Origin of the sequence: Maribellus luteus (genome assembly GCF_003576475.1) — a bacterium.
In the GTDB taxonomy this organism is placed as follows: Bacteria; Bacteroidota; Bacteroidia; order Bacteroidales; family Prolixibacteraceae; genus Draconibacterium; species Draconibacterium luteum.
The window spans coordinates 54,394-67,817 of sequence record NZ_QWGR01000011.1 but is presented as its reverse complement, the minus strand read 5'-3'; the positions used below and the strand labels follow the sequence as shown (position 1 = coordinate 67,817).

The window sequence follows — 13,424 nt, the reverse complement described above, 5'->3', positions numbered from 1 at the left end:
ACTATCGGTAAATAAAAATACCTGGAGGGGTGAATTTAGCCAAATCTACCGGTGAATGGCGAAAAATGCCGTAAACGGCCGAACCACTTCCCGACATGGAAGCATACTCTGCACCGTTTTCGTACAACAGATTTTTGAGGGATGCGATTTGCGGAAACTGCGGAAAAACAGATTTTTCAAAATCATTTTTCACCCGGTCTTTCCATTCTTCAATGGGCAAATCAGCCAGTTTTCGAAGATCAAAATCTGATTTTTGAGGAATGATGTTCCGGTAAGCATCGGCAGTGCCAACCGAAAATTCCGGTTTTAAGAGAATTATTTCATAGCCAGAAAGATCCAGCTCGATTGCCTCGAATTGATCCCCGATACCATGCGCAAAGGTAGGTTTGTTCCGGATAAAAAAGGGGCAATCGGCTCCCAGTGTTGTCGCATACTTTTCCAATTGATCGTCATTCAATTCCAATGAAAAGTATTCATTCAGCACTTTCAGGGTAAAAGCAGCATCGGCAGAACCGCCTCCCAGGCCCGCACCAAAAGGTATAACCTTATGCAAGTGAAGATGAACCGGCGGCAAATTGAATTTGGATTGTAACAAATGGTAAGCTTTGAAAACAAGATTACTCTCAGGTGCTCCGTCAATTTGTATTCCTGACGCTGAAAATTCCGGTTTTTCTGATTCAACCAGTTCGAGAGCATCGGCCAGCTTTACCGGGTAAAATACCGTTTCCAGGTTATGGTAACCATCTGCACGTTTGGAAACAACGTTCAGTCCTATGTTTATTTTGGCATTCGGAAACGATATCATGGCACAAAAATAAAAAAGCCATCCGAAAATACGGATGGCTCTGCTTTTTATTTGAATGCTTCGTATTCTTCAGGCGAACCACAGGTACAAATCAGGTTTCGGTCGCCCCAGGCATTGTCTACCCGGCCTACCGGAACCCAGTATTTGTTTTCGCGCACCCACTCCAGCGGGTAAGCGGCTTTCTCTCGCTGATAGGCATGTGTCCATTCGTTGGCACAAATACTTTCAGCAGTATGTGGTGCATTTTTCAGCACGTTATCTTCTTTATCTACCACTCCTGTCTCCACTTCTTTCACTTCTTCAAAAATCGAACTCAGGGCGCTGATAAAGCGATCCAACTCCGCTTTCGACTCGCTCTCTGTTGGTTCGATCATCAGTGTTCCATGAACCGGGAATGAAAGCGTTGGAGCATGGAATCCGTAATCCATTAGCCGTTTGGCAATGTCTTCCTCTGTAATTCCGGATGAAGCTTTCAGGTGACGGCATTCCAGAATCAGCTCGTGAGCTACACGGCCGTTTTCGCCTGTGTACAAAACACCGTAATTGTCTTTTAATGCTCCGGCAATGTAATTGGCATTCAGAATGGCCACTTTTGTAGCTTCGGTTAGTCCCTCGGCGCCCATCATCTTGATGTAACCGTAAGTAATTGGCAGTACCGAAGCACTTCCCCATGGAGCACCCGAAACAGCCGTAATACCAATATGTCCGTTATTAATCACCGGATGCGAAGGCAGGAAGTCAACCAGGTGACTGGCAACGCCAATCGGGCCAACACCCGGGCCGCCACCACCGTGCGGAATCGCAAATGTTTTGTGCAGGTTCAGGTGACAAACGTCTGCGCCAATCATTCTGGGATTGGTCAAACCTACCTGTGCGTTCATATTCGCACCGTCCATGTATACCTGACCGCCGTTATCATGAATCACCTCACACATTTCGATAATGGAAGCTTCGAACACACCGTGAGTAGAAGGATAAGTTACCATAAAAGAAGACAACCTGTCGCGGTGCAGTTCAGCTTTGGCGCGCAAATCGGCCATATCCACGTTTCCGCGCTCATCGCAGGCAACCACCACCACTTTCATACCGGCCATTACAGCACTGGCAGGGTTGGTTCCGTGGGCTGAAGCAGGAATGAGTACCACATCGCGCTGATCGTCACCGCGACTTCTGTGGTATTCCTGGATCACCATTAATCCGGCATATTCACCCGCAGCTCCAGAATTGGGCATCAGGCTTACATCAGCCATACCCGTAATTTCTGCCAAATCGCGGCGAAGCTCTTCCATCATTTCCTGGTAACCACGTGCCTGGTTTTTAGGAATAAAAGGATGAAGACCGTTAAATTCGATCCAACTCAATGGCAGCATTTCTGTGGCAGCGTTCAGTTTCATGGTACACGACCCCAGCGAAATCATCGACTGGGTCAGCGAAATGTCTTTGTGTGCCAATCGGTTAATATAGCGGAGCATTTCAGTCTCCGAACGGTATTTATTGAAAACCTCTTCGGTCATAAATTCGCTGGTACGGGCAAATTTTGCATCTACTGCAAATCCCTTGGGATATTCCATTGCCACCTGGAATTTTTTATTCGCCGCTTTGGCAAACACCTCAATAATCCACGCAATGTCCTGCGGGTTGGTTGTTTCGTCGATACTGATTCCCACATTTCCGTTTTCGAAATAGCGGAAGTTCATTTCCAAATCCAGCGACAACCATTCAATGTCTTCGCGTTTTACATGCTTCGGAAGTTCAATCCGGATGGTATCAAAGAAGTTTGTATTGAGCTGTTTGTATCCCAGTTTTTCAATTTCGAGCGACAGGAAAGCAGCAATATTATGAATGCGCTGAGCGATCGCCACAACTCCTTCCGGACCGTGATAAACGCCAAAGAAACCTGCCATAATGGCCAAAAGGGCCTGGGCAGTACAAATGTTCGATGTTGCTTTTTCGCGTTTAATATGCTGTTCGCGGGTTTGAAGCGCCATGCGCAGCGCGCGTTTCCCGTGAATATCTTTTGTAATACCGATGATGCGGCCGGGCAGGTGTCTTTTGTATTCTTCGCGTGCAGCAAAAAAGGCTGCATGCGGACCACCATATCCCATCGGAACGCCAAAGCGCTGCGTGCTTCCAAACACAATGTCAGCACCCCACTCACCGGGAGGTGTTAAAATAGCCAGCGAAAGCAAATCGGCTGCCACGGCCACTTTTATCTCTTTTTCGTGTGCTTTCTCAACCAATTCTGCATAATCGGTGATTTCGCCGTTAGAATCCGGATACTGAACGATAACACCAAAAACAGTCTCATCAAATTCAAAACTGTCTTTGGGCTGAATTTTCAGTTCAAATCCCAGCGGAAGTGCTCTTGTTCTGAGTACATCGTGGGTTTGCGGCCACATTTTTTCATCCACCAAAACCGTATTTACATTCGCTTTCACCATTTGGCGCGAACGAAGATTGGCCATCATAACCATGGCCTCGGCAGCGGCAGTCGACTCATCGAGCAGCGAAGCATTGGCAATTTTCATTCCGGTAAGGCTGCTTACCATGGTTTGAAAATTGAGCAAAGCCTCCAATCGTCCCTGTGAAATTTCCGCCTGGTAGGGAGTGTAAGAAGTGTACCACGCCGGGCTTTCCAACACATTACGTAAAATTACTGCCGGAGTAATGGTATCGTAATAGCCCATGCCGATGTACGTATTGAACACCTTGTTTTTGGATGCCAGTTCCAGAATCCTTCTGAAATATTTCCGCTCCGACAAACCCTCGTTCAATTTAAGGGGTTGCTTTAACCTGATATTGGAAGGTACGGTTTGTTCCAACAATTCCTCCATAGAGGATACGCCAATTGCTTCCAGCATTTCTGCTATTTCGTGGTTCCGCGGTCCAATGTGGCGGGTTACGAATCTATCCTGAGACATTTGTGAATGAATTAATTTATTTGATTGAATTTTCTACAAAATTAGTCGGAGCCGGGCATTCAAAAAATGATTTTAAACCAACAACTCCTTTCAATGAACTTTTTGTCTACGTTAAAAACGGATTCGACCATTTTTCAACGCCAACCGATGTTTCGGGTCCGTGTCCTGAATACACCTTAACATCTTCAGGAAGCGTTAACAATTTTGTTTTGATACCCGAAATCAAGGTATCGTAATTTCCTCCCGGAAGATCAGTCCGGCCAATGCTTCCGTAAAAAAGCACGTCGCCAACAACCAGAATATTCTCTTCCTCGGAGTAAAAAACTACGTGTCCCGGCGAGTGCCCGGGAACATGAAGAATTTTCATTTTGGTGTTTCCGAATTTGAGTGTTTCTCCTTCGTGCAACCAGCCGTCCATTGGCTTTACCTCCTGCATATCGAAACCAAACATCTGTGCCTGGCTAACCGACCGTTCCACCAGGAAAGCATCTTCGGCATGGGCATAAAACGGAATTCCGTATTGTTCGCGCACAAATTCCACCCCCAGAATATGATCGAAATGACAATGCGTATTGGCAATCATGACTGGTTTTAGCTTGTTTGCAGCAATGTATTCCTTTACTTCTTCTTTCTCTTCGGTGTAATAAAACCCAGGATCAACAAACACACATTCGCCTGTTTCGTCCGACAGAATGTAGGAATTCTCACCCAAAGGATTCACTACAAATTTTTGTATTGTTATCATATCAGAAATTAACGATTCCTTTCAACATGGGCACAAATAAAAAGCGGCCATGTTTTTCAATCCTGTAGTCGTTTTCGCCTACACGGTTAACAACGTACATTTCCTGTTTATTGTTGTCACCCACCGGGATCACCATTTTCCCGCCCACTTTCAACTGGTATTTCAGGGGAAGCGGAACAGTGGGAGCACCGGCAGTAACAATAATCCGGTCGAAAGGAGCCAAGGTAGGCAAGCCTTTGTAGCCATCTCCAAAAAAGCAGGCCGGCGAATACCCGATTGCAGGCAGAAACTTATGCACCTTGTTGTACAGCTCTTTTTGCCGTTCGATGGTAAACACTTTAGCTCCCATGGCACACAAAACTGCTGCCTGGTAGCCCGAACCAGTGCCTACTTCCAAAACCTTCTGGTTTTTCTCAACCTCCAGAAGCTGCGTTTGAAAAGCCACCGTGTAGGGCTGCGAAATGGTTTGCCCGGCACCAATAGGAAAAGCCTGATCCTTGTAGGCAAAGTTTACAAACCCGCTGTCCATAAACAGGTGGCGCGGCACCTCTCCGATGGCCGCCAAAACATTCTCGTTTCGTATTCCTTTTATTTTCAATCCGTCAACCAGCTTTTTGCGGAGGCCCTGGTGACGAGGATTATCATTTTGATCCATTCCTGAAGTTAAATCACAAAATTAAACGAATTGCCCCTTTTAAACGAGGCGCACCCTTGTTCAATATTAACATTTAACGTTAATAAATTAGCGCTGACATATCAAATTTATATGAAACTGACGTTTACCTTTGCTGAAACCGTATAAATATCTGGAAAAATGATGAATGTCGGGCTAATTGGGAAGACAGCTATTCTGGAACCTCATGCATTAAAATTAAAGGAAAATTCTTCAGTAAACATCATAGGGAAAGCCTCCGTTGGGAGTCATACCCAGCTAAATAGCTTTCATTACTCGGTACCCGAATTTAACCGGGTGGAACTGGTTGAACGTGCCGATGTAATTCTGATGGACAACTCCACTCCGCACGCCTTCAGGCTCATGCAGGAAATGATCAAAAAGTCGAAGCATATTTTCTGCACCGAACATCCGGCACTTACGATCGACGAATGTACCGAACTGAACAAGCTCGCCAACGAATCGGGATCGGTGGTACAAATCACTAATCCATACTATTTCACACCGGCCATTCAGTGGATGAACGAAAACGTGCACACACCTGCCTTCATCGAATATTCGAACTTCGAACCCGGCGGAACGGCCAGCGAATCGTTGTATACCATGTTGCTGATGCTGCTTGGCATTACAGGTATCAGCCCCAAAAAAATAGGCGCGGTTGCTTTTCCAGGCTTTAACAGCTCCCGTTTTTCCAACGTGCGCCTCGAATTCAACGACGCCTCGGTTATCAGCCTTAATTACGGCAAACTGGAATCGCTCAACGATTTCAAAATCAGAATATACGCCGACAACCAGTTTGTGGCCTTCAACTTTACGCAGGGAACATTTCTATGCAACAACAAGGCGGTGAACCTCGACCAATACTCCCGCACAAACGAGTTCGATCATTTTGTGCAAACCATCGAAAAAAAGGTAAAGAAAAACAGCTGCCTCGAAGATTACCTGATTGCCATGCATGTGGTGCAAAAGATCAACCGCAAATTGATGCAGTTTTCTTCCCTTTAGTGAATGTAAAAGCCTACTTTTGCGGCAATAAAAATCCAGGTCGTCCGTTTTACTGCTGAATTGCAAATAAACGGAACCAGACTTAATCGGAGCGAATGAACAAAAAGCGGCAGGTCGTCAAATACCTTACTTTTGATTTTCTGGCAGCAGCCCTTTCCTGGGGTTTGTTTTTTATCTATCGGAAAGAGATTATTGAGCCCCAGTTTTTTGGAGGCTGGGATGTGCCTTTTGAGCTCACTCCCCAGTTTTTCCTGGCGCTCATCATCATTCCTTCCTTTTGGATTTTGTTTTATTACATCACCGGTTTTTACCGGAATATTTTCCGCCGCTCCCGGTTACTCGAACTGGGACAGACTTTTGCTACGTCCGTAGTGGGTGTTATCGTACTTTTCTTTGCCTTTATGCTCGACGACTGGATTGAATCGTACAAAAACTACTACCAGTCGCTGCTGGTTTTATTCGGACTACATTTCTCTTTGACTTACTTTTTCAGGCTGGTATTAACCACCGGAACCATCCATAAAATTCACCGGCGTAAAATCGGGTTCAACACACTGATTGTCGGCAGCAATAAAAAGGCCCTGAAACTTTTTGAGGACATGAACAGTCAGCTGCGTCCGGCCGGAAATAAATTTGTGGGATACATTGCGCTGAAAGACAACAACGAAGATGCACTGAAAGATCATTTACCCAACCTGGGAGAGATCGACGATATTTTAAACATTCTTCAGCAAAACAACATCGAAGAAGTGATCCTGGCTTTTGAACCCCACGAAGAAGCCAAAGCCAGCGAAATTCTTACGGTAATTGAAAACCGGCAGGTAACGATCTGGGGCATTCCCGACCTGTACGACTTCCTCTCGGGAACCGTTAAAGTAAATACGATTTACAGCAGCCCACTTATAAAAATCAGCAACGGATTAATGCCTGCCTGGCAGGAAAACACCAAACGAATGCTCGATGTTCTTTTTTCGCTGATTGCCATGATTTTGTTTTTCCCGGTTTTTGTTGTGCTCGCGGTTATCATAAAAAGCACTTCGCACGGACCGGTGTTTTACAAACAGGAGCGGGTTGGCCGCTTTGGAAGGCCTTTTCATATTCATAAACTGCGCAGCATGGTAAAGGATGCCGAGAATGGCACCCCTGCTCTCTCTTCGGAAGACGACGGGCGAATCACCAAAATTGGCCGTTTTTTGCGAAAAACACACCTCGATGAAATCCCGCAGTTTTACAACGTTTTGATTGGTGAAATGTCGTTGGTAGGGCCGCGCCCCGAGCGAGAATTCTACATAAAACAAATAGTTGAGCGTGCGCCTTATTACACCCACCTGCACAAACTGCGGCCGGGAATCACCTCGTGGGGGCAGGTAAAATACGGCTATGCATCCAATGTCGACGAAATGCTAGAACGGCTTCCCTACGATATGATGTACCTGAAAAACATCTCGCTTTACATCGACTTTAAAATACTGATCTATACGGTTATGGTCAGTGTGAAGGGAAATGGGAAGTGAGTTCAGTGTTCAAAGTTCAGAGATGTGGTATTATTGTGTTGCGGAGATGCTGTATTGCCGAAACAGCTAGCAGCTCGTAGCTTATTTCTGCATTCAAGCATTCAGCCCATCAGTCCATCAACCCAAAATAGGCAATAGGCAAAATTCAATAGGCAACTAAACGAGGTTCGATGTCTCGGTTTTCTTCCATTCAAGCATTCTTGCATTCCGTCCCTCTGTCCATCAATCCTTCAATCCTTCAGTCCTTCAACTCTTCAGCCCATCAAACTCATAATCCCGTTCCACTTTTGTAATTCGGGTCTTATAAGTTTTATACCACTTCTTTCTTCCTAAAAGCTGTGCCTCTAAATGGTCAATGTTCGCTTTCCACATTCGGATTGCTTCCAGCGATTCCCAGTAAGAAACCGTAATTCCGATTTCGTTCCGGGCACTTTCTACGCCCAGAAATCCGGGTTGCTTTTTAGCCAGCTCAACCATTTTGTCAGCCATCTCGCTATAGCCATCGCCGGTTTCGGTTCGTACCGAAGTAAAGATCACCGCGTAATACGGTGGTTGTGGTGTTTGTGCAATCATTTTAACTGAAATGTTTCTATGGGTTGATAAACGGGCCCTTCCGGCCGCAAAATACTCTGGTAAAAAATAAACTCCGAAACTTTCACCCGCTGGTAAAGAGCCTCCGGCAAATCATCAACAATCGAACAAAAACGATTGCGGTTACCCAAGTGCTTGATTCGGCCTAGCGTAAGGTGTGGACGAAATGCTTTCTGTTCTTCCTGAAAACCGGCAGCAACTACCGACGTCTCAATTTCTGATGCCAAAGCCGACAGCTGTTCCGAATCACTGATTTTCAGAAACAGCACACGCGGACTGCCCTTGCTTTTAAAATAACCGACACCTTTTACTGCAAACTCAAAAGAAGTAAAACCGCTGGCTACTTCAGCAAAACGTTCCGATAATTGTTCTGCCTGGAAACGGGACGTGTTCCCCAAAAACCGAAGAGTAAGATGGAAATTATCTTCCTGCACCCAGTTGATACCATCGCCCCTAAAAATACTTTTGAACTGTTGAAACTGATCCATCAATGCTTTCTCCGGAATGATTTTAACCGCAACAAAAGTTCTTATTTCCTTGTTCATTTTATAGATACCCCAACTCAATTAAGGTTACAATTTCTTCCAGCATTTTGTCTTCGTCATCGGGATTGTAGCCGGCTTTCAGGTCGTTTTTAAACAACTTGGCAATGCCCTGCCAGAACACGGCGCTAAAGCCTCCTCTGAAATCCTGAATCAGGCTGTAGGGTGTTCGCTCGGTTTCGCGGTTGATCAACTTTAACAGGATCCTACCGTCGGAGATCGACCATTTCTTCAGTTCGTTCTTGTGTTTATCGAGCAGCTCTTTCTCCAGCTTCTTCATCAGCTTTCGTTGATCGCCCCGGTCTTCCAGCGCTTCGTACCGCGGCTGGTATTCAACCAGCAGTTCGCGCGCTTCAACAGCCAAAGGATACACCTTTTTCACTTTCTGCACATACCTTGAATAACGCCGGTAGTCGCGTTTGTTCTTAAACTCTCGTTCCGGAAAAACAATCACTTCCTTGATGTTTTTAAACACCACGGTATCGCCGTTCTGAATTATGCCCAGATTTACTTCTTTCCGCTCAGGTTGTTGTGCCCGTGTAAGCCCCGCCATCAGAAGCCCTGCCAATATCAATACCCATTTCCTCAAGCGAATGTTTTTAAAAATTATCCGTGTAAAAGTAGAACGAATAAATAATTAATCCATTACAGGCCAAGCAAAGTTTATATATTTGATCCACTAAAAAACTATACGAAGTATGAAGACAAGCGTTCATTCTGAGATCGGCAAACTGGAAGGCGTAATTGTGCACACACCGGGGTCGGAAGTAGAAAACATGACACCCGAAAATGCCGAACGGGCCTTGTACAGCGACATTCTGAATCTTTCGATTGCCTCGAAAGAATACGCACAGTTAAAAGGTGTGTTGCAAAAAGTTACCCGAGTTTTCGAGGTAAAAGACCTGCTGTCGGTTATTCTTGAAAAAGAGGAAGTGAGACGCCAGTTACTAAACGACATTTGCACGCTCGAAAAAAATGAGCTCAGCAGATCGCTGCTTAACACTCCGGCGGATGTAATGAGCAAACTGCTGATAGAAGGTGTTGCACTGGAGAAGAACAACCTGACCAACTACCTCAGCAACGAACGTTTTTGGTTGCGACCGCTGCACAATCTGTTTTTCACGCGCGACTCGGCCATGGGAATGAACGACAGCATGCTGGTGGGAAAAATGGCCAACCCGGTTCGCGAACGCGAGTCGATGATCATGGATGCCATCTTTAACCATCATCCCGAGATTGAAACAACTGTTTTAAACCCGTCAAAACCGGCTTCTGAAATCCAGGTGCATCCGCGCTCCACCATCGAAGGCGGCGATGTTCAGATTGCCCGCGAAGATATTTTTGTGATCGGAACAGGAATCAGAACCAGCACCCAGGGGATCGACTTTATCATCGAAAGCATCAAACGAACAAAGAAAGAAAAACACCACATCATTGTACAGGAGCTGCCTTCGTCGCCCGAATCCTTTATTCACCTCGATATGGTTTTTACTTTTCTGAATACGCATGAATGCATGGTTTACCCGCCGGTTATTTTTGGCATGAGCCGTTACCGGACCATTCATCTTGAAATCGAAAACGGAAGAGTGAACAAAATAGAAGAGCACCCCAACATTCCGGCTGCGCTTCAGAAACTGGGAATGGACCTCGAGCCCATCTCCTGCGGAGGCCACGTAGATGCCTGGATGCAGGAACGCGAACAATGGCACAGCGGAGCCAACTTTTTTGCGTTTGAACCGGGAAAAATCATCGGCTACCAGCGCAACAACCATACGCTGGACGAACTTAACAGCAAGGGCTACGAAATACTTGCCGCTACCGATGTAATAGATGGAAAGATCTCGATCGATGATTACAAAAAGTGTGTGGTAACCATTGCCGGATCGGAACTGGCAAGAGGTGGTGGCGGCGCCCGCTGTATGACGCAACCGATCAGGAGAGCAAAAGTGAATTGGTAATCTTTAGAGTCTCGGTTGACAATCACAGCCTCAAAAAAATATTGACAACATAAAAAAGAATTTATCTTTTAGAAACATACTCGAAGCTTATGGCTCGAGGCTCACAGCTTACAAATAATGCGAAAACTAAGAAACAGCGAGCTTAACCGGCTGACGGTGGAAGAATACAGGGAATCAGAAAAATCGCCGATGGTTGTGGTACTCGACAACATCAGGAGTTGTCACAACATTGGCTCGGTATTTCGTACGTCGGATGCTTTGCTGGTTCGTAAAATATACCTCTGCGGAATTACCGCCACACCGCCCAACAACGAAATTCGCAAAACGGCGCTCGATGCCGAACGGTCGGTTGCCTGGGAATACCACGAACATACCGAAGAAGTGGTCAAAAGCTTAAAAGAAGACGGCTTTACGGTTTACGCCATCGAACAGGTGGAAAACAGCATTATGCTGCCCGATTTCCGGCCCGGTGAGAATGAAAAGATTGCGCTTGTTTTTGGCAACGAAGTAAAGGGAGTTAAACAATCGGTGGTAAACCTTTGCGACGGCAGCATTGAAATTCCGCAATACGGCACCAAGCATTCCTTCAATATCTCGGTTAGCGCCGGAATTGTGCTTTGGGATATTTTCCAGAAAATGCGGGGATAAATTGTACCTTCAATAAGTTAGTAAGCTTAACATGGAAATTATTCTTTGCGAAACCCTAACGTAAAAAGTTTTCCATCACGTTTTTTTTTAAATTTCACTGGATTATAAAAATAGTACCAGCCTCATTTTTTAATCTACCCCATAAATATTTAACCATTTTTTTCCTGCCGGAGGCCTTCATCTTTGCCTTGACGCAAAGACGAAGCAGAAAAGTCAAGGCTGCTTTTTATCTTCACCCGTCATCTTCACCCCGGCTAAGTTCGGACGGGTGATCTCTTCGATTCCTCAGAGCTTCCCGCCCTCACTAACCCTGGGTTTCGATTCGGGGATCGATAAAAATAGGCCATCCTCGTTTCAAATGCCGTAACAGATCGCGCACTTTGGCCTCGGGCGGTGAGCCGAAAAACAAGTGAAGTCGGCGTCAAAAGAGTTCGGCTGTTTAAGGAGGTACGACGAGTTCCGAACTCTTAGCCGACAACACGTAGCTTTTTCGAGCGAAGCGGACGCAGCCTAGACTTTTATGTTTACTATTTGTGTCATGACAAATAGTAAAATCCGGCTGATAAGCCTCAAATAAGTATAAGTAAGAAAACCTTACAAATTCGAATAATCTATTCAACGAGCGGCTATTTATCAATGTATAATTGAGCATTTTAAATAAAATTACGTTGGGCAACATTTCTGAAAATTCTTTACTTTTAAAGAAAATTGAATGAAATGAATACCCCGTTCAACATGCCCGAAGAGTTTTTGCAGTACATCTGGGAAAACCGTCTTTTCGAGTCTGAAAATATAGAAACCTGTTCGGGAGAAGCCCTTGAAATTATTCATCAAGGGAAAAGAAACACCGACTCGGGTCCTGATTTTTTCAACGCCCGGATAAAACTCGGCGATACGGTTTGGGCCGGAAATATTGAAATACACGTAAAAGCCTCGGACTGGAACAAACACCTTCATCAAAACGACAAAGCATACGACAATGTGGTGCTGCACGTTGTGGAAACCTATGATACTGAAATTGCACGAACCAATGGAGAAACCATTCCAACGCTGGTACTGACGTATCCGGAATACCTGCGAAACAACTATCAAAGCCTGCTGGATGCCAAAACCTGGATTGCCTGCGAAAACCGTTTTCACCGCATTGATCCGATCCTGCTTCAGCTGGGTTTTAACCGACTGATGATCGGACGCCTCGAAAGCAAAACCGAAGCGATTCTGGCGCGACTCCAACTCAACAACAACGACTGGAACGAAACTTTTTACCAGGTGCTGGCGCGGTCATTCGGGTTCAAAGTTAATGCAGTTCCGTTTGAACTGCTTGCCCGGTCGCTGCCAGCATCGCTGCTTGCCAAGCATAAAAACAACCTCTTCCAGCTGGAAGCCCTTCTTTTTGGCAATTCAGGATTATTGAACAACCAATTGCTGGGCGATGATTACTACCTGAAACTGCGGAAAGAATACTCGTTTCTGTACAAAAAATATGAGTTAAAAGCCATCGAAAGCCATCTCTGGAAATTTCTTCGCTTGCGCCCTGTCAACTTTCCGCCGGTTCGTATTTCGCAACTGGCGGCGCTTTTTCACCGGTCAGAATCCTTGTTTTCCAACATTATAGAAATGGAAAGTCTTTCGGAACTCTATACGCTTTTTAGGGTAAAAGCTTCTGAATACTGGGATACGCATTACAACTTCAATAAAGCATCTAAAAGCCAGCAAGCAAAAGAATTAGGCGAAACGTCGATTCAGGTTCTGATCATAAACGTGGTTATTCCCTTTCTGTTTGTTTACGGTGAAAAGCAAAACAAAAACCACCTGAAAAACCGGGCGCTGGAGTTTCTGGAACAGCTACCTCCCGAAGTTAATTCCATTGTAGCCAAATGGGCTGAACTTGGAATAAAAGCACGGTCGGCCTTTGAAACTCAGGCATTACTTCAGCTAAAAAACAACTACTGCGAAACAAAAAAATGTTTAAATTGCCAGGTAGGAGTTAAGCTGGTTTCAGAGCGCGAATAATCATTCTAA

Annotated in this window: 12 protein-coding genes; 5 read left to right on the top strand and 7 right to left on the bottom strand. The window is 45.4% G+C overall.

Annotated elements, in window-relative coordinates:
• Position 1: 1 nt before the first annotated feature.
• The 4 genes from ispE to D1614_RS16925 form a co-directional block, all read right to left on the bottom strand.
• Complete coding sequence (ispE, locus tag D1614_RS16940) at positions 2–805, bottom strand: 4-(cytidine 5'-diphospho)-2-C-methyl-D-erythritol kinase (RefSeq protein ID WP_119439163.1); 804 nt, start codon at positions 803–805, stop codon at positions 2–4.
• Positions 806–852: 47 nt separating this feature from the next.
• Complete coding sequence (gene gcvP, locus D1614_RS16935) at positions 853–3,726, bottom strand: aminomethyl-transferring glycine dehydrogenase (protein ID WP_119439162.1); 2,874 nt, start codon at positions 3,724–3,726, stop codon at positions 853–855.
• Between the two features lie 106 nt (positions 3,727–3,832).
• Complete coding sequence (locus tag D1614_RS16930) at positions 3,833–4,471, bottom strand: MBL fold metallo-hydrolase (protein ID WP_119439161.1); 639 nt, start codon at positions 4,469–4,471, stop codon at positions 3,833–3,835.
• Between the two features lies 1 nt (position 4,472).
• Entirely contained in the window at positions 4,473–5,126 is a 654-nt protein-coding gene (locus D1614_RS16925; RefSeq protein ID WP_119439160.1) for a protein-L-isoaspartate(D-aspartate) O-methyltransferase, read from the bottom strand.
• Positions 5,127–5,285: 159 nt separating this feature from the next.
• Between D1614_RS16925 and D1614_RS16920 the strand changes: the two genes are divergently transcribed.
• Together D1614_RS16920 and D1614_RS16915 are read left to right on the top strand one after the other, a co-directional pair.
• On the top strand, positions 5,286–6,149 hold the full coding sequence (locus D1614_RS16920) for a Gfo/Idh/MocA family oxidoreductase (protein WP_119439159.1): 864 nt from the start codon (positions 5,286–5,288) through the stop codon (positions 6,147–6,149).
• A gap of 95 nt (positions 6,150–6,244) precedes the next feature.
• On the top strand, positions 6,245–7,663 hold the full coding sequence (locus D1614_RS16915; RefSeq protein WP_119439158.1) for a sugar transferase: 1,419 nt from the start codon (positions 6,245–6,247) through the stop codon (positions 7,661–7,663).
• Between the two features lie 246 nt (positions 7,664–7,909).
• Here D1614_RS16915 and D1614_RS16910 read toward each other — a convergent pair whose 3' ends face one another.
• The 3 genes from D1614_RS16910 to D1614_RS16900 are packed head-to-tail and all read right to left on the bottom strand — an operon-like array spanning position 7,910 to position 9,385.
• Positions 7,910–8,236 carry an antibiotic biosynthesis monooxygenase family protein gene (locus tag D1614_RS16910; protein ID WP_119439157.1) on the bottom strand — a complete coding sequence of 109 codons (327 nt, stop codon included), beginning with the start codon at positions 8,234–8,236 and terminating at the stop codon, positions 7,910–7,912.
• Positions 8,233–8,799, bottom strand: a complete 567-nt coding sequence (thpR, locus tag D1614_RS16905) for an RNA 2',3'-cyclic phosphodiesterase (protein WP_119439156.1) — start codon at positions 8,797–8,799, stop codon at positions 8,233–8,235. The genes D1614_RS16910 and thpR overlap by 4 nt, the downstream gene beginning before the upstream one ends.
• Before the next feature lies 1 nt (position 8,800).
• A complete protein-coding gene (locus D1614_RS16900) occupies positions 8,801–9,385 on the bottom strand; it encodes a DUF4294 domain-containing protein (protein WP_147384290.1) in 585 nt (194 codons plus the stop codon).
• Positions 9,386–9,494: 109 nt separating this feature from the next.
• Here D1614_RS16900 and D1614_RS16895 point away from each other — a divergent pair, with 109 nt between their 5' ends.
• The 3 genes from D1614_RS16895 (at position 9,495) to D1614_RS16885 (ending at position 13,415) form a co-directional block, all read left to right on the top strand.
• Complete coding sequence (locus D1614_RS16895; protein WP_119439154.1) at positions 9,495–10,754, top strand: arginine deiminase; 1,260 nt, start codon at positions 9,495–9,497, stop codon at positions 10,752–10,754.
• A gap of 117 nt (positions 10,755–10,871) precedes the next feature.
• Positions 10,872–11,402, top strand: a complete 531-nt coding sequence (locus D1614_RS16890) for an RNA methyltransferase (RefSeq protein ID WP_119439153.1) — start codon at positions 10,872–10,874, stop codon at positions 11,400–11,402.
• Between the two features lie 717 nt (positions 11,403–12,119).
• Positions 12,120–13,415: a DUF2851 family protein gene (locus tag D1614_RS16885; RefSeq protein ID WP_119439152.1), complete on the top strand. Its 1,296-nt coding sequence runs from the start codon at positions 12,120–12,122 to the stop codon at positions 13,413–13,415.
• The last annotated feature ends 9 nt before the right edge of the window (positions 13,416–13,424 follow it).

Coding starts and splice junctions, on each gene's coding strand:
- D1614_RS16910 (WP_119439157.1), bottom strand. CDS start 8,236: ATGATTGCACAAACACCACAACCACCGTATTACGCGGTGATCTTTACT.
- D1614_RS16915 (WP_119439158.1), top strand. CDS start 6,245: ATGAACAAAAAGCGGCAGGTCGTCAAATACCTTACTTTTGATTTTCTG.
- thpR (WP_119439156.1), bottom strand. CDS start 8,799: ATGAACAAGGAAATAAGAACTTTTGTTGCGGTTAAAATCATTCCGGAG.
- ispE (WP_119439163.1), bottom strand. CDS start 805: ATGATATCGTTTCCGAATGCCAAAATAAACATAGGACTGAACGTTGTT.
- D1614_RS16890 (WP_119439153.1), top strand. CDS start 10,872: ATGCGAAAACTAAGAAACAGCGAGCTTAACCGGCTGACGGTGGAAGAA.
- D1614_RS16925 (WP_119439160.1), bottom strand. CDS start 5,126: ATGGATCAAAATGATAATCCTCGTCACCAGGGCCTCCGCAAAAAGCTG.
- D1614_RS16930 (WP_119439161.1), bottom strand. CDS start 4,471: ATGATAACAATACAAAAATTTGTAGTGAATCCTTTGGGTGAGAATTCC.
- D1614_RS16920 (WP_119439159.1), top strand. CDS start 5,286: ATGATGAATGTCGGGCTAATTGGGAAGACAGCTATTCTGGAACCTCAT.
- D1614_RS16885 (WP_119439152.1), top strand. CDS start 12,120: ATGAATACCCCGTTCAACATGCCCGAAGAGTTTTTGCAGTACATCTGG.
- gcvP (WP_119439162.1), bottom strand. CDS start 3,726: ATGTCTCAGGATAGATTCGTAACCCGCCACATTGGACCGCGGAACCAC.
- D1614_RS16895 (WP_119439154.1), top strand. CDS start 9,495: ATGAAGACAAGCGTTCATTCTGAGATCGGCAAACTGGAAGGCGTAATT.